The following is a 20933-nucleotide window of genomic DNA, read 5'->3' as shown; positions in this document are numbered from 1 at the left end:
ATTAAATTAAGCATTTAACTATCTGAATATTACCATTAAAAATTCTTTTTTTATTTTTATTTTTTGTAAGAAAATAATTCATCAATCGACCCAATAAAAAAGCAATGTATGAAATCAATTTTAGCAATTTTAGCAATTTGTTTTAGTGTGGTAAGTACTGCACAAACTAAATATTTGACCAAAAAAGGGTTTGTGGCCGAAGGATACGATGTTACAGAATATTTTAATGGCACTGCCGTAGAAGGGAACCGAATGTATAATAGCACTTACGAAGGCGTAAAATTTGCATTTAAAACAGAAGCAAATAAGAAAAAATTTGAAGCCGAGCCAATGAAATACATTCCGCAATACGGTGGTTATTGTGCTTATGCATTAGGCGTTAAAGATGACCTGGTAACTGTTGACGCCGAAACTTTTGAAATTAGAGACGGAAAGCTTTACTTATTTTACAACTCCTGGGGAATAAACACATTACATAAATGGCAAAAAGAAAACCCTGAAGAGCTAAAAAAGAAAGCTGATAATAATTGGGGAAATAGATTAAATGAAAAATAATATTTTAATAAAATAATTGCTATATTTTTATTAAATTAGCAATATTAAGCTGAAATTTATAATTATTTAAGCCTTTTTTGCCCCAAAAAATCCTCATTCAGCATGCTAAATGAGGATTTTTCATTTAATAATTTTATTGAACAATTAGTTACATCGTAGAATAAAGTAGTTCTTTTTTCCACGTTGTAGTAAAATAAACTGATTATTGATTAAATCCTTTTCGCTAAGGATAAAGCTATCGGAAACCTTTTCTCTGTTAACAGAAATTGAATTTTCTTTTAAAGCACGCCTAGCTTCACCATTTGATTTCAAGAAACCTGTTTTTTCCGACAAGGCAGCAATAATACCCAGTTCAGATAATTCAGCAAGAGCAATTTCATGCTGGGGCACTCCGTCAAAAACATCTAAAAAAGTAGCTTCATCTAATTTTTTAAGGTCGTCCGCTGTTGATTTTCCAAATAAAATACTGGAAGCAGCTATGGCATTGTCCAAATCCTCTTTAGAGTGCACAATTAACGTAATTTCTCCGGCTAATCTTTTTTGTAAAACGCGTAAATGAGGTGCTTCTCGGTGCGTAACAATCAAACTTTCAATAGTTTGCTGCTCTAAAAAGGTAAATATTTTAATGTATTTTTCAGCATCTTCATCGCTACTATTTAACCAGTATTGGTAAAATTTGTATGGCGAAGTACGGTTTTTGTCCAACCATACATTTCCACCTTCGGATTTACCAAATTTAGAACCATCGGATTTTGTAATTAATGGACAGGTAATTGCATACCCTTTTCCACCTCCAATGCGTCGGATCAATTCAGTACCTGTAGTAATATTACCCCATTGGTCGCTACCTCCCATTTGTATGGAACAAGAATTATTTTGGTATAAATGTAGAAAATCATACCCTTGTACTAATTGATATGTAAATTCCGTAAAGGACATGCCATCTACAGATTCACCACTAAGCCTGTTTTTAACCGAATCCTTGGCCATCATGTAATTTACGGTAATGTGCTTTCCTACATCCCTGATAAATTCTAAAAACGAAAAGTTTTTCATCCAATCGTAATTGTTTACCAAAGCAGCGGCATTGTCGGTATTTGATTCAAAATCTAAAAAACGAGCTAGTTGATTTTTTATAGCCTCTTGATTATGACGTAGTGTAGCTTCGTCCAATAAATTACGCTCCGAGGATTTTCCTGAAGGATCACCAATCATTCCCGTTGCGCCTCCAACCAAAGCAACAGGTTTATGCCCACAACGCTGATAATGACTAAGTAGCATGATTGGAACTAAGTTTCCAATATGTAACGAGTCTGCAGTTGGATCAAATCCAACATAGGCAGCGCGCATTTTTTCTAATAAATGCGCTTCGGTACCAGGCATGGCATCGTGCAACATTCCTCTCCACGTTATTTCCTCTATAAAATTTTTAGGCATCATTTGTTTTTTTCTGAACCAGCGCAAAGATAAAAAATGAAAGTAAAAGCTCCCGTTAAATTCGCAGGTATTAAGCTGGATAACTTCATAAGATATTCCTTATTTTTACAATGTAGTTATACAGCAATAGCCAAAACATGATATTAGTAACGGGAGGTACAGGATTGGTAGGTATTCACCTGCTTATGGAATTATCAAAAAACAACAACCTTCCTATTCGGGCTATTTACCGAACTCTATTTAAAAAATCTCAGGCAGAACAAGTATTTAAAACTTGTAATCCAAATGCAGATTTTTTAACACATTGGAAAAGGATTGAGTGGGTAAAAGCCGATATTACAGAAATTCCATCCTTACAAAAGGCATTTGAAGGAATAACTGAGGTGTATCACTGTGCAGGATTTATTTCTTGGAATGTTTCTGATTTTGAGAAACTAAAAAAAGTAAATATTGAGGGTACAGCCAACATGGTTAATTTTTCGTTAACCGAAAAAGTAGAAAAATTTTGTCATGTAAGCAGTATTGCTACTTTAAATTTAAATCCAGGCGAATCGGTGTTTACCGAAGCTTCTAATTGGAATGCAGAAACAGATAATTCAGTATATGCTTTAAGTAAGTTTGGTGCTGAAATGGAAGTGCAACGCGGTATTCAGGAAGGGCTAACAGCGGTAATAGTTAATCCAGGAGTGATTATTGGCCCTAGTTTTTTTGAATCAGGGAGTGGTGAATTATTTAAAAAAGTAAAAAAGGAATACCCTTTTATACGCCTGGGAAAAGTGGTTATGTGGGGGTTTGGGATACAGCAAAACTCATGGTAACTTTAATGAGTAAAAATAAATTTAATAATCGTTTTATCATTGTATCCGAAAATTTAACCGGCAAATTGGTTTTAGAAACCATTGCAACGCTTATCAAAGTTAAACCACCCACAAAAGGCATTTCTAAAAACTGGGTCCGCATTTATGCTTATTTCGAACTCTTATTAAGTAAAATCTTTGGACGAAAACCTACCATTCCTTTAGAGCTTGTCAACAGTTTGTATTCAGAATCGGTATATGATAATAGTAAGGTGATTAAAGCCTTAAATTGGGATTTTGAACCAATGGATATAGTTTTCAAAAAAACTGCAAAGTATTTTGTGGATTAATTCCACTACCAAAACAACCTTATTTTCAAAGCTCATTATTTCTATTTATATCACCGCATATGCGTTGAATACAATCCAATTCGGTATATAATTCATGGTATTTGTTTTTGAAAATTGTAGGAGTCATGCAGTGTTGTTTAAACCATTCAAAGGCAGGGACATAATTGTCCAAACTACCATAATATAAACGGGTATTGCAACTTGGTTTTTTGCTTTCATGCCTGAGTCTAGTAGCAGATATAGCGTATAAATTTTTAATTTTTAATCCTTGTAAACACGCTTTCCAGGCGATTGTACCTCCTACACTGAACGCTAGAACGTCAACTTCTTCTTTTTCTAATTGGGTTAAATTTTTTACAGCAACATCTATCCCTCCGTTTGTAAATTGGCAGTGTAAGTCACTTTTAGTGCTTATTGGCCTTTCAATTCCGCCAAGAGTTCGGCAATCATAAAGCCTAAGGTCGAATGCGCTTTCTAGCAGTTGCTCATACGCATAGACCCATTCGGATTTATTCAACCCCCATAAATCGGAAAGTATAATGAGTTTTGTTTTCAGCTTTTAGGACTTTATTAAGGGTATCAACTAAAATTTAAACATTTCAATCCTCCAAAAGATTATTAATTGAATCACTAATCTTACTGTATTTTAATGAATCTTCTTTCGCAAAAAGCTGTTCTCTTTTTTTAACAATGGCATCAATTTTCTGAGTGCGAATTTCAAGGGAATCAGCTACACGCTGAAAGAGTTTTTCGTAATTTTTTAAGTCGTTAGAGTAATATTTGGTGTTTTCCTTAAAAACATCTGAATTGATATCGTATTTGGCACACATGAATTCTTTAGGGTAAATGCCAGATTCCTCCAGTTCTTTCCTGGATACGGATTTCATGGCATTTAAAAGCGTCATATCCACTAGCATAGTAACCATTAAATCCTCGGAAAGAAGTTTTTCAGGTACAGGAAATTGTTCCACACTTTGGCAACTTACCAACGTCCAAATGGCAACTATGCTAATCAGTTTTTTCATTAACGGTTAAATGTTAGGCGTTTTCCTTGTTTAGGTTTATCTAAAATTTTAAAATTATGATAGACTAATTCACCATTTACAAACGTATGTGTAATGCGCGAAGTAAAAGTAGTATCCTCAAAAGGAGACCAACCACATTTGTATAAAATATTGTCTTTGGAAACACGCCACGGGGCGTTTAAATCTACTAAAACAGCATCGGCATAATAACCTTCTTTAATGTATCCACGTTTTTCAACTTCAAATAAAATAGCTGGATTATGGCAGGCTTTTTCAACAATTTTTTCTAACGTAAGTTCGCCTTTGTGGTAAAATTCCAGCAATGCGGTTAATGCATGTTGCACTAATGGTCCGCCCGATGGTGCTTTGGTGTACACATTGCTCTTTTCCTTTAAGGTGTGTGGCGCATGATCCGTAGCAATCACATCAATTTTATTATCCAACAACCCCTTTAACAAGCCTTTTCGGTCTTTTTCAGTTTTTACAGCCGGATTCCATTTAATATGTGTGCCTTTAATATCGTAATCATCGCTATTAAACCATAAGTGATGCACACAAACTTCAGCAGTAATCTTTTTTTCTTCTAGCGGAAGCTTACCATTAAAAAGCGCTAATTCCTTAGCAGTTGATAAATGAAATACATGCAGTCTGGCTCCAGTTTCCTTCGCTAAGGCTATGGCTTGCGATGAGGATAAATAGCAAGCCTCTTCACTACGAATAACAGGGTGTAAATGAATTGGAATATCATCACCATATTTTTCAATGTGCTTAGCCAAATTTTTACGGATTGTACCCTCGTCCTCACAATGTACTGCAATTAATAGTGGCGTTGAAGCAAATATCTTTTTCAAAACATCAGGGTCGTCCACTAACATATTTCCGGTGGATGAGCCTAAAAATAATTTTAAAGCAGCCACTTTTTTAGGATCAACCTTTAATATTTCTTCTAAATTATCGTTAGTTCCCCCAAACATGAAGGAGTAATTGGCATAACTAGATTGACTAGCAATGTCAAATTTATCTTCTAAAAGTTCAATTGTAGTGGCTTGCGGTACGGTATTCGGCATTTCAATAAATGAGGTAATCCCTCCGGCGATAGCAGCCCTAGATTCAGATTCAATATCTGCCTTGTGGGTTAACCCAGGCTCTCTAAAATGCACCTGATCGTCAATCATGCCTGGCAATAAATGTTTTCCTTCGGCATCAATTACCTGAATTTCGCCGTTTTTGACGCTGATACTTTCGTTGATTTCTACAAAAACACCATTTTCAATATACACATCATATTCATTTATACGACCTTCGTTAACAACTTTGGCGTTTTTTATAAGAATTTTACTCATCTTCTATTAAAAATACTATTTAGTTTCATTTGTATTACACCAAAAATAGCTTCGGAAATAATTCCCTTTGACATTTTTGAATTTCCTCTGGTTCTGTCGGTAAAAATCACAGGAATTTCCTTGTAAGCGCAATTTTTTATGTACGCTTTAAATTTCATTTCTATTTGAAAAGCATATCCCACAAATTTAATATTATTTAAGTTGATTTGCTCCAAAAGCTTACGCGAATAACAAACAAATCCTGCGGTAGTATCCTTTATGGGCATTCCTGTAATAAATTGCACGTATTTTGATGCCCCGTAAGACAATAACACACGACTCATTGGCCAATTAACTACGTTTACCCCCTTTACATACCTGGATCCAATAACCATATCCATTTGCTGATTTACAGCCACATCATAAAGTTTTACCAAATCCTTTGGGTTGTGAGAAAAATCAGCATCCATTTCAAAAACATAATCATAATTACGCTGCAAAGCCCATTTAAATCCATGAATATAGGCAGTTCCTAAACCTAATTTTCCTTTTCGATTTTCTAAAAACAGCCTGTCTGGGTATTGCGGCATGAGGTTATCAACTATTGTTGCTGTGCCATCGGGCGAATTGTCATCAACAATAAGTAAATCAAACATAACAGGAAGCTCAAACACAGCTTTGACGAGAAGTTCAATATTTTCAATTTCGTTGTACGTGGGTACAATTACAAGTGGTTTGAGCATTTATACTAAATTTGCATCAAAGATAATTATAGCAATTAAAACTAAAACTAGATTTTTGTACTAGAATTAGCATTAACTTATAATTTGGATTTACATTTGTATAACTAACCCGCTTTGAAGGTTAAAATTACAAATCTTTATTTTTGGAAGTTTCACTTAGGCATATTTCATCGCACGATTGGATTACGATAATTTGTTTTGTTGCATTTAGTCTCTTAGTAATTGCAAAAAAAATAAATGGGTATCATTTTAAAAACTTTATGCTACTTTTAGTTACCGATAAGTATGTAAAAATCCATAATTCAGATAGCTCGAGAAAAAGCATACTTACAGTGCTAACACTGTTTCAAGTGCTCATTATTCCATTAGTTATTCAAGTAATTTTATATCATTTAAAAAAATTTGATGCACTGATTTTTTCCTGTTATTTAAAGATTTTGATTGCATACCTCGTCTTTTTCGGGAGCAAATTTTTATTGCAAAAAACGATCATCCTTGCATTTAAACTTGGAGACCAATTAACATACTATATGTTTGAAAAACAGACGTATGCGAATTATTATAGCATTTTATGCTTTCCTGTATTATTAGTACTTGTATTTAATACTAATAATGTATTGCTCCTCAGTTATGCCGTGATTATAACAAGTGTATTATTATTCTTACTTGCTATTACGCTTATAATTAGCCACAATAGAAGTTTATTTTATGCGGCTCCATATTATTTTATTTTGTACCTTTGCACCTTTGAAATAGCCCCCTACGTTCTAGCTTGTTATTGGGTTAGAATAAGTTGTTAATTTATGACGAAAACATTAGAGTCTATGAAAGTGAAAACGATTTTGGTTTCTCAACCAGAACCTAAAGTGGAGAATTCACCATATTTTGAATTAGAGCAGAGACAACGTGTTAAAATAGATTTTGTTCCATTTATTCATGTTGAAGGGGTTGAATCTAAAGAGGTTAGAAATCAAAAAATAGATTTGAGCCAATTTACTGCCATTATATTAACAAGCAGAAATGCGGTTGACCATTTTTTTAGAATAGCTGAAGAAATGCGTTTTAAAGTTCCTGATAGCTTAAAATATTTTTGTCAAAGCGAAGCGGTTGCTTATTACTTACAAAAATATGTAGTGTACCGTAAACGTAAAATTTACGTTGGTAAGCGAACTTTTGATGATTTATCCCCACTTATTAAAAAATATAAAAACGAAAAGTTTTTATTACCTTCATCTGACCAATTAAAGCCAGCAGTGCCAAAAATGTTAGATGATTTAAAAGTAAATTGGAAACAAGCTGTTTTTTACAAAACGGTAGTTAGCGATCTGTCTGAACTACGTGATGTATTTTACGATGTGTTAGTATTCTTTAGTCCTTCGGGAATAAAATCATTGTTTGAAAACTTTCCTGACTTTCAGCAAAACAAAACGCGTATTGCTGTCTTTGGAAACTCAACAATAAAAGCCGCTGAAGCCCATGGCTTAGTGTGTAACATACAAGCACCAACGCCTGAAACACCTTCCATGACAATGGCGTTAAAAAAGTATATTAATGAAGTAAATAAGAAATAAACCTTTTACTCACATTAATAAAATATTATTTGAATAATAAAGCTCATCATTTTTGGTGAGCTTTTATTGTTTTAGAGGCAGTTATTCGGAACTAATTTTAAGCAAACTCATTAGCATATAAGACCAGGCAGCTATTAGAAACACCCCACCGATAGGCGTAGCAAATACAATAGCTTTTACGTTTGTGCCAATAATATATTCATCAAGATTAAGTATGTAAATTGAACCTGAAAAAAGCACCACCCCCGTTAATGTGAGCATCCAGATGATCTGTAGTTGCTTTGCTGATAAAAAATCAGCAACTCCTACAAAAAGCAATAAAAAGGCGTGGTAAAATTGATATCGCACACCCGTTTGAAATGACTCCAATTGTGCTTCGGTAAGTATTGTTCTAAGTCCATGAGCAGCAAAAGCACCAAGCACTACGCCAAGTATACCAAAAATAGCAGCTGTTACTAAAATGATTTTCGATGATTTATTCATGTTTAATTTTCTGCTTTAGCGAATTTCCTTTCTTTATACCATTTCCAACCTTAAATTTCCCATTCAAAATGGTTCTTTTTCGTTTGGACAAGAAATAAAACACCACCATAACTAAGGCTACACCTATGTTTTCTTTCTTGTCCAAACAAAAAAATCAAATTTTTATTTGAGTGATTTTAAATAAGAACCAGTATTACTTAACAATATAAGAGCGTATATAAACATAGCAACTTAATTGCAAGGCGTATGTTTTAAATTCTAGTCTCTGGAATTACCCATGTAGCGCAACACAAAATACATTAAAGTGGCTAATGACCCTAAGGCGGCTACCAAGTAGGTACGTGCAGCCCATTTTAAAGCATCTTTTGCCGCTGCATGCTCTTCCCTATTTAACATTCCTGGCGAGTTTTCCAACCATGCCAAAGCTCGGTTACTAGCATCATACTCCACGGGTAGTGTTATAAATGTAAATGCAGTAGTAACCGCAAATAATAATATACCGACTAAAAAAATGGTATTTCCTAAAGCGTTCCCGGTGGCACTCATTCCAACACCAACCATTAATATAATATTAGAAAATTTGCTGGCTATACCTACTACAGGCACAATTTTAGAGCGCATTTGCAACCATTGGTACGCCTGAGCGTGTTGTACAGCATGACCAACTTCATGAGCTGAAACCGCAGCCGCAGCTGCATTGCGTTGATGGTACACGCCTTCGCTTAAATTAACCGTTTTATTTTGCGGGTTGTAATGATCCGTCAACATTCCAGGAGTTGAAATTACTTTAACATCACGTATGCCGTTGTCACGAAGCATTTTTTCGGCAATTTCAGCACCGCTCATTCCATTTTGCAAGGAGAGTTCGGAGTATTTTTTAAATTTACTTTTAAGTTTGTTACTTACAAATGAACTTACTAAAAAAATAAGTCCAGCAATTACATAATATCCAATCATGATAAAATCTTTTGTATACTAAATGTACAAAAGATTTTATCATTATCAGAAAAAAAGCTACAGTTTACGCCACAATTGGAGCTTGTAACATAGGAGCTACTTCGTCATACGCAAACCCAAAAGCATTAGCTATTGCTGGGTATACAATTTTACCATCGACTATGTTAACTCCTTTTTTTAGCGCACTGTTTTCTGCGCAAGCTTTTTGCCAGCCTTTATTAGCAATTTGCACTGCATATTTGATAGTTACATTAGTAAGTGCTAATGTTGAAGTATAAGGTACAGCACCCGGAATATTTGCAACCGAATAGTGTACAATATCATCAATTATATATGTTGGGTGCTCATGCGTGGTAGGTTTTGTTGTTTCAAAACAGCCTCCTTGATCCACTGCCACATCAACAAGTACAGTTCCAGCACTCATTTTTGCCAACATCTCTTTGGTTACTAATTTAGGCGCTTTAGCTCCAGGAATCAAAATACTACCAATGACCAAATCGGCAGTCTTTATATTACTTTCTATAGTGTATGCACTGGAAAATTCAGTAGTTACATTTGCTGGCATTACATCATCTAAATAGCGCAAACGTTTCATATCAATATCTAAAATAGTGACCGAAGCACCCATACCCGCAGCCATTTTTGCTGCTTGTGTACCAACTACACCACCACCTATAATAACCACTTTTGCAGGGGGTACCCCTGGAACGCCTCCAAGTAAAATACCTTTTCCTTGTAATGGCTTTTCTAAAAATTTAGCCCCTTGTTGGATGGACATCCTTCCGGCAACTTCGCTCATAGGAACAAGCAATGGCAAAGAACGGTCTGATTCCTCCACAGTTTCGTAAGCAATACATGTAGCGCCCGAATTTATCATGGCTTTAGTTAACGTTTCATTGGAGGCGAAATGGAAATAAGTAAATACAATTTGATCCTTTTTGATCAGTCCATATTCTTTTTCAATAGGCTCTTTTACTTTAATAATCATTTCAGCCGTACTGTACACCTCAGCAATAGTCGAGAGTATTTTAGCACCAGCATCAATGTAAAGTTGATCTTCAAAACCACTTGCTTTTCCTGCATTTTGTTGCACAAAAACTTCATGATTGTTTTTAATTAGCTCAAGTACGCCACTTGGTGTAAGACCAACTCTGTTTTCGTTGTTCTTAATTTCTTTAGGAACTCCAATTATCATAGAAATAAATTTTACTGTAACCTAAAATTAAAGATTTACAAAAAATTTAACTGGCTTTTTAACATTATTAATTAATCATTGATTTGAATATTAACAATTTGAAAAAAATGTCGTTTCATAATTACCAATGCCTCTATTTATTTTATCAATAATTATTTTTTTCTGAAATATCAGGGGGAAAAATTGAGACTGTTTTTAAGAAAATTTGCTTTTATTTATAAGATTTAATGCTTTTTTAATACAGAAAGCTTTTTAGAGATTCAAATTTGTACTTTACAACCGCTTTTAATACATTTTTATTTATGTTAGTTTGTGCAAGGCCATGAAGCGGTTCTCGATACTTTTTTACTACGCTATCGCTGCATAAAAATACTCGAACTGATAAACGTATTATTTGTATTTTAATTTGAAATATAAAAGAATACCTGAACACAGTGCAGTGATACTATTCGCAATTAAAAGCGGCATACTATCAATACGAAAAGCGTAATATACCCACAAACACACCCCAGTAAAAAACATGGAAAACATTGGCAAGGACAAGCTTTCGGTTGACTTTGTTTTCCATGTTTGGTATACTTGTGGCAAAAATGAACCTGTGGTTAAAATGGCTGCAATACTACCAATCCACTCAATAAGGTTTGTTTCCATAGCTATTAACCTACAATATTTATTATTTTACCAGGAACTATAATTACCTTTTTAGGTGTACGACCTGCTAATTGCTTAGCAGTTTTTTCATGTGCCATGACTATTTTTTCGATCTCATCTTTACTCATATCTAGCGGCAACTCCAGTTTAAAACGCATTTTACCGTTAAACGAAACTGGGTATTCCTTAACACTTTCCACTAAATGAGAAGCTTCAAAAACCGGGAATGTCGCTATAGCAATCGATTCATTATTACCGAGTAAGCTCCACAGTTCCTCTGCTATATGCGGTGCGTACGGCGAAATGAGTATGGCTAATGATTGTAAAACTTTTTTACTGGTACATTTTTGAGCGCTTAATTCGTTTACAGCAATCATAAAAGTACTCACCGAGGTATTGAAAGAAAAGTTTTCAATATCCTCCACCACTTTTTTGATGGTTTTATGAAGCGTTTTTAAATTTTCCTTGGTAGGAGCTGCATCGGTAAATTTCACCCCATTTTCGCCCACATATAATTTCCACATTTTTTTAAGGAAATTATGCACCCCAGTAATACCAGCGGTCTTCCAGGGTTTAGCTTGCTCTAAGGGACCTAAAAACATTTCATATAAACGCAAGGTATCGGCACCATACTGCGTACAAATATCATCGGGATTAACTACATTAAATTTTGATTTTGACATTTTTTCAACCTCACGACCTACAATGTATTTTTCATCATTTAAAATAAATTGAGCTTCCTTAAAATCCGCCCTCCAATTTTTAAAAGCAGTTATATCCAATTCATCAGAAGCATTCACAAAAGAAACATCTACATGAATAGCACTTTTAGCAATAACTAGGACATCAACATCTAGGCTGCTTATAACTTTATTGTCTAACAAATAGTCTATTACTACTTTTTCAAACTCATCATCAGATCTAAAAGCGCTTTTTGATACAAAAATTGAAGGAATCTTTTTGGTGATATCCTCAGAAGTACCATCATCAAGACTGCATCCTTTTTTTACAAAAGGTGTTGCTTTGTACACAAATGCAGAAGTTCCTAAAATCATTCCTTGATTGATCATTTTTTGGAAAGGCTCTTCTACCGAAAGGTATCCTTTATCAGCTAAAAACTTTGTCCAAAAACGACTGTACAATAAGTGTCCCGTACCATGTTCGCTTCCTCCTACGTATAAATCTACATTTTTCCAATACTGTAACGCTGCTGCTGAAGCGAATTCTGTGGTATTATTAGCATCCATATATCGGAACAAATACCAAGAACTCCCCGCCCAACCTGGCATGGTGTTTAACTCTAAAGGAAATACCGTTTTATGGTTAATATTGTTGTTGGAAACTACCTTGTTGGCTTCCGTGTCCCAAGCCCAAGTGGTTGCTCTACCTAAAGGCGGTTCGCCTTCTTCGGTAGGTAAGTATTTTTCAACTTCGGGCAAATTTATAGGTAGATGCGTTGTAGCTATCAACTGCGGCATTCCATCCACATAATAAATAGGGAATGGTTCGCCCCAATAACGTTGACGACTAAATACAGCATCACGCAAACGGTAATTGGTTTTCCTTTTCCGCAACCTAAAGATTCTAATGTTTTTACTATAATTTTAGTGGCCTCTTTAGGGGATAAGCCATCTAAAAAATCAGAATTTGCAATAATTGCATTGACTTTATCGGTGTAAGCGGCTTCGGACACATCCACATCCTTAAAGATATTGATGATTGGTATGTCAAAATTTTTCGCAAAATCATGGTCGCGTTGATCTCCGCAGGGTACTGCCATAACCGCTCCCGTACCGTAACTGGCCAATACATAATCGCCAATCCAAATAGGAATGCGTTTTTTACTGATAGGGTGCTCCGCATAACTTCCAGTAAATACACCCGATATTGTTTTAACATCAGCCATACGCTCACGCTCGCTACGTTTTGCGGTAGCTTCTACATAAGCCGTAACTGCGACTTTATTTTTACTGGTAGTAATTTCAGCAACTAACGGATGTTCTGGGGCAATAGTCATAAAACTGACTCCAAAAATAGTATCAGGTCGGGTGGTAAAAACTTCTATTTTTTTGTCAGAATTCTGAACTTCAAACACTACCGAAGCACCTACCGATTTCCCAATCCAATTACGCTGTGTTTCTTTAATACTTTCGGTCCAATCCAATCCATTTAAACCTTGAAGCATACGTTCCGCATACGCAGAAATACGCATACTCCACTGGGTCATTTTTTTACGCACCACAGGGTGACTACCTCGTTCGGAAAGACCATTTATGATTTCGTCGTTAGCCAAAACCGTCCCCAAAGCTGGACACCAGTTCACTTCCGTTTCAGCCAAATATGCCAAACGGTATTGTAGTAAAACTTCTTGCTGTTTTTTTATTGGAAAAACTTTCCACTCTATTTCGGAAAACACCTCAATATCTTCATCACATACGGCATTTACTTTTAAGTTTCCACTGATTTCAAACTTCGCGATAAGCGTATCAATGGCTTCCGCTTTATCAGTTTCAATATTGTACCATGAGTTGAACAACTCACCAAAAATCCATTGTGTCCACTTATAATATTCCGGACTACTTGTTTGTACCTCGCGAATCCAATCAAACGAAAACCCTATTTTATCCAACTGTTCGCGGTAACGCTTAATGTTGGTTTCTGTTGTAATGGCTGGGTGCTGTCCTGTTTGAATGGCATATTGCTCAGCAGGCAATCCAAAAGAATCATATCCTTGCGGGTGCAAAACATTAAAACCCTGATGGCGCTTGTAACGCGCATAAATATCACTGGCAATATAACCTAGTGGATGGCCTACATGCAAACCTGCTCCAGAGGGATAAGGAAACATGTCCAAAGCATAGTATTTTGGTTTTTTGCTAGTATTGCTTGCTTTAAAAGTTTGGTTTTGCTCCCAATATTTTTGCCACTTACTTTCAATGGCATTAAAATCGTAGTTCATGGATTGAATTTTGAATGTGGCAAATTTACAATTTTTAGGTAGTCTTAAAACTTTATATGAGATAAATGGTTTTGTTAAAATCTTTATGTTAATTTTTGTGACTATTTCTGGATAAAAAGAAACTATTGCAACAGAAAAAAAACCATTGTATTTACAATAATTTTCACCGATTTAGGTGAATAGTAAAAATTTTAGTGAACTTATTGTGGGAATTTGTATGTTCAAAAAACTAAATCTACAATTTAAATAGCTGAGTTTTCAAACAAAAAATTAACCAAAGGAAGATTAAAACTTAAAAATTTCCTTGTGGACTTTGGGATTAAAAACAATACGATATTAAGGTTTAAGGTCACACCTTATATATTATTTATTAAAGAAATTAAAAGGATATGGTAAACGTTGTTCCAACCCCAACTTCGCTTTGCACCGTTATGCTGCCATTTAAAGATTCAATTTGGTTTTTTGTAATAAATAAGCCAATGCCTACAGCGTCGGTATTGTTGTGAAATGTTTTGTACATTCCAAAAAGTTGATCACCAAATGTGGCTAAGTCAATACCAATACCGTTATCAGTTATTTTAAGGTAACCCCCTTTGTTCACCTCATCTTTACCAGTTTTTAAATGTATTTTAGTGTCTCGCTCTGGATGCTTGTATTTAATTGCGTTAGTAATCAGGTTAAGGATAATACTTTCTAAATAGGCAGCAATATAACGTACTTGCGGAAATTCAGTAAAATCAGAAGTAATGGAAGCATTTCCGCTGCTAATTATATTTCGAATAGAATTTGTTACTAATAACAAAGTGTCTTTAAAATAAATATCCTTTCGCTTTTGCTTTTTATTGGTATGTATGGTTACAATTTCATTAAGGTGTTCAATGGTTGTATTTAAATTTTCGCCAATATTTTTAACCTCTCCAATGAGTTCGCCTCGTTCGGTTGGATCCTCAACGCTTTCAATAAGTTGTACAAGTAAGCTTAAATTACTTGAATGCGAACGCAGGTTATGCGATACAATATGCGCAAAATTAAATAGCCTATTATTTTGAGAAGCAATGATATTTATTGATTTTTGAAGTGTTAACTCTCTCTTTTTAGCCTCATTTATATTTTGAAAAACACCTTTTATACCAATTATTTTATGATTGGTGTCATGTATTGGTTTTCCAATTGAGCGTACCCAAATTTCTTCCCCCTCATTGGTGAGCATTTTAATTTCAGTATCAAAAGGTTTTCCAGTAGTAGAGCAGGATAAAAATAAATTTGCGGCTTGCTGTCGGCAATCTTTAGTATAATATAAATGAGACTTGCTTAAGGAGGGTTCATAATCTTCAGGATAACCAAGAATTTTTTTTGCTTCGGGATCCCAATAGCTCTTTTTGTTTTTAAAATCGACAAACCAACTCCCTGTGGATGACATTACAGCGGTTTCCTGATAATGAAAAGGATTGCTAGATTCGTTAAACTCGGTTATTTTTTGAAAAAATAATAGTTTAGTGTCCGATTTAATGTTTACCGGAGCTTCATCAGCCGTATAACATATAAATTCCTGATAGGTATCAAAGGAATCTTTAAGTCGGATCTTTTGTCTGAAATTTAAATTATTGATACGGTAATTATTGTAGTTTTTATCAAAAAAATCATAGTCCTCGGGGTGAATTATTTCATTTTTAAAAAAAGTAATCGAAGGCTTAACAGTGTCAATATCTAATTTGAGATTATTGTAAAACTCCTTGGACCATTTATCGTCAGGTAAAAGCTTTCCTAGTTCCCAGTAACCTATATCAAATTTTTTCAACGTATTTTCAAATAGTTTGTTTGCGAGCATAATAGGGGCTTAATAAGTTTTGTTTTCCTCTAAAGAGTTTAATTGAACTGACAAAGCTTTTGTGGATAGTTGGACTTCGATCAACGAAATAGTAAGCGATATTACTAAAGCAATCAGACTTAAACCAAACACAAAATTTGCTGCATTATTCATTTCAGCATATAAAAAGCTCATAGTAATTACAGCTCCTAAAAAGCTTAATATTGCTGTTGCTTGCATATTCCTAATTAAGTATAAACGTTTCCTTAGTTGATTAATTTGTATTCCAATACTTTTAGAATTACTACTAATAAATTCTTTATGTAATTTTCTTATCAATGCAGCTATAGCCAAATAACGTGCATTGTAAGCAAGCATTGTCAAAGAAATAGCAGGAAATAGTAAAGCAGGTATGCTCATTTCTAAAATCATAGAAAAAGGTTGTTATAATTTTGGTCTCTTAAACAAAAAATTATTTTGCAAAAATACATTATTTAATAGTTAAAAGGCAAATAAATAGGATAAAATGCATAATTATGATTTTTTTAATATTTAATTTGTAAGATTTAACTTTTATTTTTTGTCTTAAAATAAATTAACTGTTTTTAATTCAAAGATTGTTATTAAAACGTTAATCCTAGCAATTTCGTCTTCAAAATTGAAATAAGTCACCATTAATTATTAATTTAAAGTTACTAGATTAACGTAAATTTACAAATCACTTATAATCAATTAAATGAAATATAATCCTGCAACAGCTTCACTATTTATAAAAAATAGAAAAAAGTTTATTGCCCAAATGAAAAGCAATAGTTTGGCTATTTTTAATAGTAACGATATTTATCCCGTTAGTGCAGATAGTACCTTGCCATTTCAACAGCACAGAGATATTTATTATTTAAGTGGTTTAGACCAGGAAGAAAGTATCGTATTATTATTTCCTGATGCTAAAAATGAAAAACATAAAGAAATTGCTTTTGTTAAGGAAACAAGTGCGCATATTGCTATTTGGGAAGGTAAAAAGCTTACCAAAGCTGAGGTTACCGAGCGGTCTGGTATTGAAACAGTGTATTGGTTGGACGATTTTTATAAGATCCTTGCCTTACTTCTTGCGGAAGCATCCACCATATATTTTAATACAAATGAACACGCCCGAGCTAATGTAGAAACACAAACACGTGAGGATCGTTTTATTGAATGGTGTAAAAAGAAATATCCTGCGCATAGTGTAGCAAAAAGTAATCCTATTTTACACCAGTTGCGTGCTGTTAAAGAACCTGAGGAAATTGAAAAAATTCAACAAGCATGTGATATTACCGAAATTGGTTTCAGAAAAGTTTTAGGCATGATTCGCCCTGGTGTTTGGGAATATGAAATTGAAGCTGAACTTATTTATGAATTCACTAAAAATAGAGCCGATGGGTTTGCATACACACCAATAGTTGCAAGCGGAACAAATGCCAATGTGTTGCATTATATTGAAAATAACAAACAGTGCAAAGCCGGCGAAGTGATATTAATGGACACTGCTGCTGCATACGCCAAATATTCAAGCGACCTTACAAGAGTTGTTCCTGTATCAGGAAAATTTACCAACAGGCAAAAAGAAGTGTACAACGCTTTACTGAATGTAAAAAAGGAATGTACAAATTTGCTAACCCCAGGCTTAATATGGGAAGAGTACAACGCTGAAATTACAAAACTAATCACTTCGGCTTTAATAGATTTAAAATTACTTGATAAAACTGATATTAAAAATGCACCAAAAGAGGCGCCGGCTTACCGAAAATATTTTATGCATGGGACGTCTCACTTTTTGGGACTGGATACGCATGATTATGGGTTACAATCCGAACCGATGCAAGCAAATATGGTATTAACGGTTGAACCAGGTATTTATATTCCTGAAGAAAAAATGGGATTTCGTTTGGAAGATAATGTAGTCATACAAAAAGAAGGTGCGCCACTGAATTTGATGAAAAACATACCTATTGAAGCGGAGGAAATTGAAGCATTAATGAATTCATGAAAATAGCGTATAAAAATATTGAAATTGGATATACCCTTTCTGGAAAAGGTCCTACTGTTGTGTGGTTACACGGTTTTTTAGAAAATAGAAACGTCTGGGATACCCAAATTCCTTTTTTTGATAATCATTTTACCAACATTTGTATTGATTTATTAGGTCATGGAGAAACTGGAAACTTGTGTTTTCTGCATTCTATGGAAATGCAAGCTGAAGCAGTCAAAGCAGTACTACATCATCTAAAAATAAATGAATTTGCGGTGATAGGTCATTCTATGGGAGGATATGTAGCGTTATCACTTATACAAATATGCAGTACTATGGCAACACATATGGTATTACTCAACTCCACAAGTAATGCAGATTCTTTAGAAAGAAAAGCCAACAGAGATAGGGCTATAGCCGTTATTGATAAACAAAAAGATGTTTACATACGAATGGGGATTGTAAACTTATTTGCGGAATCATTTAAAAAACTGCATAGTCAAAAAGTTGATAAATTAATTGCTGAAGCCCAAAAAATTTCTTCCGAAGGGATAAAAGCTGCATTGATGGGTATGAGGGATAGGTTAAGCAAAACTAAGGTATTAAGTTATTTTAAAGGTAAAAAATTAATAATTGCTGGAAAAAATGACCCTATTTTGTCGAGCAAAAAGTTATTTGCCGAAGCTGAGTTAACAGGCTCCAAGTTTGTAGCAATTAATGGCGGGCATATGACTCACATGGAGGCTACGGCAGAATTAAATGAAAAATTACTGGATTTTTTACAAAAATAGGATGTTACATACATTAAAATTGGGTTCAACACTACATTTATGAAAACATTACGCTATCGTTCTCGCGGAGAAGCAGTTTATTTTTTGGAAGAAATTTTAGTGAAAATAGGCTACAACGTTTATATATCCAATTATTTTGGAAAAGATACCCATGCAGCCATTATTGATTTTCAACAAAAAAATCACTTAGTGGCCGATGGAATTGTGGGGGTTAAAACCTGGTCAAAACTAATAGAAAAAGAACAAGACTTAGTTGCTTTTAATGATAAATTACTTGCAGAAGGTGACATTATTCGTTTTGCAAAAAGCTATAATTTGGAAGTCGCTATTGTTAAGGCAGTAAATGAAATAGAAAGTAGCGGAAAAGGATTTCTGGTAAACGGCAAACCAAGGATATTGTTTGAGGGTCATGTGTTTTGGAGACAGTTGAAGACTAAAGGAGTTGATCCATTGCTGTTTTCCGATGAGCAAACTAAAGATATCCTTTACGCTAAATGGACCAAAAAATATTACAAAGGGGGAGCAGGAGAATACATCCGATTGGAAAAGGCAGCTGGGTTGTCCAACATTCCTGCAGTACATGAAGCCGCTTTTGCTTCGGCTTCGTGGGGAGCATTTCAAATTATGGGATACCACTATGAAAGTTTGGGGTATGAAAGTGTGGATCATTTTGTATCTGAAATGTACACGCATGAAAGAGCACACTTAAAAGCTTTCGGCAAGTTTTTAGAGGTTACAAAATTTAAAGGAAACACACTATTGGAGTGGGCAAGAACAAAAAATTGGACAAAGTTTGCCGAAGGATACAACGGAAGTGGATTTCGGGCTAATAAATACGATATCAAGCTTGATAAAGCTTATAAAAAGTATGTAGCATTCTAATTACATTTTTATAATTTGATTGTTGATGTAGTTGCAAAATACAGTTGAAGTTTTTTAGCTTTCAGAAAGTAATTTTCCATTACTTTCGTTCGACGAATTGAAAAGTTTAAAAGCATAAAATTTTCATCAATTCCATAACCATATTTATTTTCCTGGTAAAGACGACTTTAATAATATGAAATAACCTTAATTCTTAGTTCAAATTATTAAAATAGAAATTTCTTATTTGGACAAAAAGAAAAAATTTCTGGCTTTAGCTTCGGCGTGAAGTATCAAGCTTTAAAGAATCTTCAAATTAAAAATTACTGTCGTAAACGGTATAAGCAAGTTTCATATCCTCTGATCTTTGAATTATAGGTGTTCTGAGTATTGCGATATAAATCTATTAAGGCAAATAGCTAAAGTGAATTATTCGACAACAAACGACTACAAACGGAAGTAAACTTTTACCAACCACTTATTTTTTGATGCTCATGCTATGTTTGCATTGTTGGTAATCATAAGGTTATCGTAATTTAAAAATAAAATCATGAGTTCATTAAGAAACAGAGTACAGTTGATTGGTAATTTAGGTCAAGCGCCAGAAATAATAAATTTAGATAGTGGAAAAAAACTAGCAAAATTTAGTATGGCTACAAACGAAAAATATAAAAATACACACGGTGAAGTGATCACGGAAACGCAATGGCACAACGTGGTTGCTTGGGGAAAAACGGCGGAAGTTATTGAAAAGTACCTTGAAAAAGGAAAGGAAGTTGCCGTAGAGGGGAAACTAACCAACAGAACTTACGAAACCAAAGAGGGTGAAAAAAGATACATTACAGAAATAGTAGTCAATGAACTTCAGCTTTTGGGTACAAAATAGCATTAAAAATACATAGTAAAGAGTAGTCAATTTTGTATTAGCTTGCTTTATGTATTAGAACTTAGTTATGGGGTTGTGAAATACAATAAATACTAGTGTTCTCTTAATTTTAGTTTAGCATCACTATAGTCAAATTAAAAAACCCAGTTTACGTTAGTGTTTGAAATAGGCGTTTACTTCTCTAGAAACTGAAGCATTAATTGGGTTTAGTTCATTAAACAAAAATTACATTTGCTTTAATGCTAAAAAATAAAATAATATTTGCAGCATAAATTTAAATTACTGATATTTAGTGTTTTATGAAATATTGTATTTATTATGGAAAATTTTAGAATAGGAGATATCGTAAAATTAAATTCTGGCAGTCCACAAATGACCGTAAGTAGGGTTGAAGAACCTATAATTACATGTAGGTGGTATAATTCAGATGGTAATTCAATTGATACTGTCAAAATTAATAAAGGTGCTTTGAGGAAAATTAATGTTTAGTCAAAAAAACAACAGTATTGATAAAAAATAGGTTAGTAAAATT

23 protein-coding genes are annotated in these 20933 nt (G+C 34.1%); 10 read left to right on the top strand and 13 right to left on the bottom strand.

Annotated elements, in window-relative coordinates:
- Positions 1-108 precede the first annotated feature (108 nt).
- On the top strand, positions 109-555 hold the full coding sequence (locus GMC_RS0114225) for a YHS domain-containing (seleno)protein (protein ID WP_010522781.1): 447 nt from the start codon (positions 109-111) through the stop codon (positions 553-555).
- A gap of 144 nt (positions 556-699) precedes the next feature.
- Here the strand turns inward: GMC_RS0114225 and tyrS are convergent, their stop codons facing one another.
- Complete coding sequence (tyrS, locus tag GMC_RS0114220; protein WP_010522780.1) at positions 700-1992, bottom strand: tyrosine--tRNA ligase; 1293 nt, start codon at positions 1990-1992, stop codon at positions 700-702.
- A gap of 137 nt (positions 1993-2129) precedes the next feature.
- On the opposite strand from tyrS, the gene GMC_RS20020 reads away from it, so the two are divergent.
- Positions 2130-2810, top strand: a complete 681-nt coding sequence (locus GMC_RS20020; RefSeq protein ID WP_050813320.1) for an NAD-dependent epimerase/dehydratase family protein — start codon at positions 2130-2132, stop codon at positions 2808-2810.
- Between the two features lie 5 nt (positions 2811-2815).
- Positions 2816-3139 (top strand): Rossmann-fold NAD(P)-binding domain-containing protein, encoded by a 324-nt coding sequence (locus GMC_RS20850; protein ID WP_138940645.1) that lies wholly within the window; start codon positions 2816-2818, stop codon positions 3137-3139.
- Positions 3140-3164: 25 nt separating this feature from the next.
- Here GMC_RS20850 and GMC_RS20015 read toward each other — a convergent pair whose 3' ends face one another.
- The 4 genes from GMC_RS20015 to GMC_RS0114190 all read right to left on the bottom strand — a co-directional run bounded on the left by GMC_RS20015 (position 3165) and on the right by GMC_RS0114190 (position 6229).
- Positions 3165-3656, bottom strand: a complete 492-nt coding sequence (locus tag GMC_RS20015; RefSeq protein WP_010522779.1) for a hypothetical protein — start codon at positions 3654-3656, stop codon at positions 3165-3167.
- A gap of 82 nt (positions 3657-3738) precedes the next feature.
- Positions 3739-4164: a DUF4296 domain-containing protein gene (locus GMC_RS0114200; RefSeq protein ID WP_010522778.1), complete on the bottom strand. Its 426-nt coding sequence runs from the start codon at positions 4162-4164 to the stop codon at positions 3739-3741.
- Positions 4164-5507 carry a dihydroorotase gene (locus tag GMC_RS0114195; RefSeq protein ID WP_010522777.1) on the bottom strand — a complete coding sequence of 448 codons (1344 nt, stop codon included), beginning with the start codon at positions 5505-5507 and terminating at the stop codon, positions 4164-4166. The genes GMC_RS0114200 and GMC_RS0114195 overlap by 1 nt, the downstream gene beginning before the upstream one ends.
- Positions 5504-6229, bottom strand: a complete 726-nt coding sequence (locus tag GMC_RS0114190; protein WP_010522776.1) for a polyprenol monophosphomannose synthase — start codon at positions 6227-6229, stop codon at positions 5504-5506. The genes GMC_RS0114195 and GMC_RS0114190 overlap by 4 nt, the downstream gene beginning before the upstream one ends.
- Before the next feature lie 143 nt (positions 6230-6372).
- On the opposite strand from GMC_RS0114190, the gene GMC_RS0114185 reads away from it, so the two are divergent.
- On the top strand, positions 6373-7029 hold the full coding sequence (locus GMC_RS0114185) for a DUF4271 domain-containing protein (protein ID WP_040472561.1): 657 nt from the start codon (positions 6373-6375) through the stop codon (positions 7027-7029).
- A 24-nt stretch (positions 7030-7053) separates the two neighbouring features.
- Positions 7054-7800, top strand: coding sequence for a uroporphyrinogen-III synthase (locus tag GMC_RS0114180; RefSeq protein WP_010522774.1), 747 nt, complete (start codon positions 7054-7056; stop codon positions 7798-7800).
- A gap of 81 nt (positions 7801-7881) precedes the next feature.
- Here the strand turns inward: GMC_RS0114180 and GMC_RS0114175 are convergent, their stop codons facing one another.
- The 8 genes from GMC_RS0114175 to GMC_RS0114140 all read right to left on the bottom strand — a co-directional run bounded on the left by GMC_RS0114175 (position 7882) and on the right by GMC_RS0114140 (position 16284).
- A complete protein-coding gene (locus GMC_RS0114175; RefSeq protein WP_010522773.1) occupies positions 7882-8283 on the bottom strand; it encodes a DUF423 domain-containing protein in 402 nt (133 codons plus the stop codon).
- A 258-nt stretch (positions 8284-8541) separates the two neighbouring features.
- Complete coding sequence (locus tag GMC_RS0114165; protein WP_010522771.1) at positions 8542-9240, bottom strand: zinc metallopeptidase; 699 nt, start codon at positions 9238-9240, stop codon at positions 8542-8544.
- A gap of 64 nt (positions 9241-9304) precedes the next feature.
- Positions 9305-10435 (bottom strand): alanine dehydrogenase, encoded by a 1131-nt coding sequence (gene ald, locus GMC_RS0114160; protein ID WP_010522770.1) that lies wholly within the window; start codon positions 10433-10435, stop codon positions 9305-9307.
- Between the two features lie 390 nt (positions 10436-10825).
- The gene (locus GMC_RS0114155; RefSeq protein ID WP_010522769.1) at positions 10826-11086 is read right to left on the bottom strand and encodes a SemiSWEET family sugar transporter; all 261 of its coding nucleotides are present in this window, start codon (positions 11084-11086) and stop codon (positions 10826-10828) included.
- Positions 11087-11091: 5 nt separating this feature from the next.
- Positions 11092-12660, bottom strand: coding sequence for a class I tRNA ligase family protein (locus GMC_RS22370; protein ID WP_238528017.1), 1569 nt, complete (start codon positions 12658-12660; stop codon positions 11092-11094).
- Positions 12552-14045: a class I tRNA ligase family protein gene (locus GMC_RS22365; protein ID WP_238528016.1), complete on the bottom strand. Its 1494-nt coding sequence runs from the start codon at positions 14043-14045 to the stop codon at positions 12552-12554. Before GMC_RS22365 ends, GMC_RS22370 begins: the two co-directional genes overlap by 109 nt.
- Positions 14046-14424: 379 nt before the next feature.
- Complete coding sequence (locus GMC_RS0114145) at positions 14425-15873, bottom strand: PAS domain-containing sensor histidine kinase (RefSeq protein ID WP_010522768.1); 1449 nt, start codon at positions 15871-15873, stop codon at positions 14425-14427.
- Between the two features lie 9 nt (positions 15874-15882).
- Positions 15883-16284 (bottom strand): DUF2721 domain-containing protein, encoded by a 402-nt coding sequence (locus GMC_RS0114140; protein WP_010522767.1) that lies wholly within the window; start codon positions 16282-16284, stop codon positions 15883-15885.
- A gap of 304 nt (positions 16285-16588) precedes the next feature.
- Between GMC_RS0114140 and GMC_RS0114135 the strand changes: the two genes are divergently transcribed.
- From GMC_RS0114135 to GMC_RS23030, 5 genes are all read left to right on the top strand, one after another.
- Positions 16589-17881 carry an aminopeptidase P N-terminal domain-containing protein gene (locus tag GMC_RS0114135; RefSeq protein WP_010522766.1) on the top strand — a complete coding sequence of 431 codons (1293 nt, stop codon included), beginning with the start codon at positions 16589-16591 and terminating at the stop codon, positions 17879-17881.
- Entirely contained in the window at positions 17878-18654 is a 777-nt protein-coding gene (locus GMC_RS0114130; protein WP_010522765.1) for an alpha/beta fold hydrolase, read from the top strand. The genes GMC_RS0114135 and GMC_RS0114130 overlap by 4 nt, the downstream gene beginning before the upstream one ends.
- Before the next feature lie 39 nt (positions 18655-18693).
- Entirely contained in the window at positions 18694-19536 is an 843-nt protein-coding gene (locus GMC_RS0114125; RefSeq protein WP_010522764.1) for an N-acetylmuramidase domain-containing protein, read from the top strand.
- A 529-nt stretch (positions 19537-20065) separates the two neighbouring features.
- Complete coding sequence (locus GMC_RS0114120; RefSeq protein ID WP_010522763.1) at positions 20066-20401, top strand: single-stranded DNA-binding protein; 336 nt, start codon at positions 20066-20068, stop codon at positions 20399-20401.
- Positions 20402-20719: 318 nt separating this feature from the next.
- Complete coding sequence (locus tag GMC_RS23030) at positions 20720-20890, top strand: DUF2158 domain-containing protein (protein WP_010522762.1); 171 nt, start codon at positions 20720-20722, stop codon at positions 20888-20890.
- Positions 20891-20933: the final 43 nt, after the last annotated feature.

The sequence above is a fragment of the Aquimarina agarivorans genome, from assembly GCF_000218485.1.
Lineage (GTDB): Bacteria > Bacteroidota > Bacteroidia > Flavobacteriales > Flavobacteriaceae > Aquimarina > Aquimarina agarivorans.
The sequence above is the reverse complement of the archived record's forward strand: the minus strand, read 5'-3'. Positions and strand labels throughout refer to the sequence as shown.

What these genes read in the sequence shown, in the direction of transcription:
- GMC_RS0114225 (WP_010522781.1), top strand. Translation starts at nt 109, where the DNA reads ATGAAATCAATTTTAGCAATTTTAGCAATTTGTTTTAGTGTGGTAAGT.
- tyrS (WP_010522780.1), bottom strand. Translation starts at nt 1,992, where the DNA reads ATGCCTAAAAATTTTATAGAGGAAATAACGTGGAGAGGAATGTTGCAC.
- GMC_RS20020 (WP_050813320.1), top strand. Translation starts at nt 2,130, where the DNA reads ATGATATTAGTAACGGGAGGTACAGGATTGGTAGGTATTCACCTGCTT.
- GMC_RS20850 (WP_138940645.1), top strand. Translation starts at nt 2,816, where the DNA reads ATGAGTAAAAATAAATTTAATAATCGTTTTATCATTGTATCCGAAAAT.
- GMC_RS0114200 (WP_010522778.1), bottom strand. Translation starts at nt 4,164, where the DNA reads ATGAAAAAACTGATTAGCATAGTTGCCATTTGGACGTTGGTAAGTTGC.
- GMC_RS0114195 (WP_010522777.1), bottom strand. Translation starts at nt 5,507, where the DNA reads ATGAGTAAAATTCTTATAAAAAACGCCAAAGTTGTTAACGAAGGTCGT.
- GMC_RS0114190 (WP_010522776.1), bottom strand. Translation starts at nt 6,229, where the DNA reads ATGCTCAAACCACTTGTAATTGTACCCACGTACAACGAAATTGAAAAT.
- GMC_RS0114180 (WP_010522774.1), top strand. Translation starts at nt 7,054, where the DNA reads ATGAAAGTGAAAACGATTTTGGTTTCTCAACCAGAACCTAAAGTGGAG.
- GMC_RS0114175 (WP_010522773.1), bottom strand. Translation starts at nt 8,283, where the DNA reads ATGAATAAATCATCGAAAATCATTTTAGTAACAGCTGCTATTTTTGGT.
- GMC_RS0114165 (WP_010522771.1), bottom strand. Translation starts at nt 9,240, where the DNA reads ATGATTGGATATTATGTAATTGCTGGACTTATTTTTTTAGTAAGTTCA.
- ald (WP_010522770.1), bottom strand. Translation starts at nt 10,435, where the DNA reads ATGATAATTGGAGTTCCTAAAGAAATTAAGAACAACGAAAACAGAGTT.
- GMC_RS0114155 (WP_010522769.1), bottom strand. Translation starts at nt 11,086, where the DNA reads ATGGAAACAAACCTTATTGAGTGGATTGGTAGTATTGCAGCCATTTTA.
- GMC_RS22365 (WP_238528016.1), bottom strand. Translation starts at nt 14,045, where the DNA reads ATGAACTACGATTTTAATGCCATTGAAAGTAAGTGGCAAAAATATTGG.
- GMC_RS0114145 (WP_010522768.1), bottom strand. Translation starts at nt 15,873, where the DNA reads ATGCTCGCAAACAAACTATTTGAAAATACGTTGAAAAAATTTGATATA.
- GMC_RS0114140 (WP_010522767.1), bottom strand. Translation starts at nt 16,284, where the DNA reads ATGATTTTAGAAATGAGCATACCTGCTTTACTATTTCCTGCTATTTCT.
- GMC_RS0114135 (WP_010522766.1), top strand. Translation starts at nt 16,589, where the DNA reads ATGAAATATAATCCTGCAACAGCTTCACTATTTATAAAAAATAGAAAA.
- GMC_RS0114130 (WP_010522765.1), top strand. Translation starts at nt 17,878, where the DNA reads ATGAAAATAGCGTATAAAAATATTGAAATTGGATATACCCTTTCTGGA.
- GMC_RS0114125 (WP_010522764.1), top strand. Translation starts at nt 18,694, where the DNA reads ATGAAAACATTACGCTATCGTTCTCGCGGAGAAGCAGTTTATTTTTTG.
- GMC_RS0114120 (WP_010522763.1), top strand. Translation starts at nt 20,066, where the DNA reads ATGAGTTCATTAAGAAACAGAGTACAGTTGATTGGTAATTTAGGTCAA.
- GMC_RS23030 (WP_010522762.1), top strand. Translation starts at nt 20,720, where the DNA reads ATGGAAAATTTTAGAATAGGAGATATCGTAAAATTAAATTCTGGCAGT.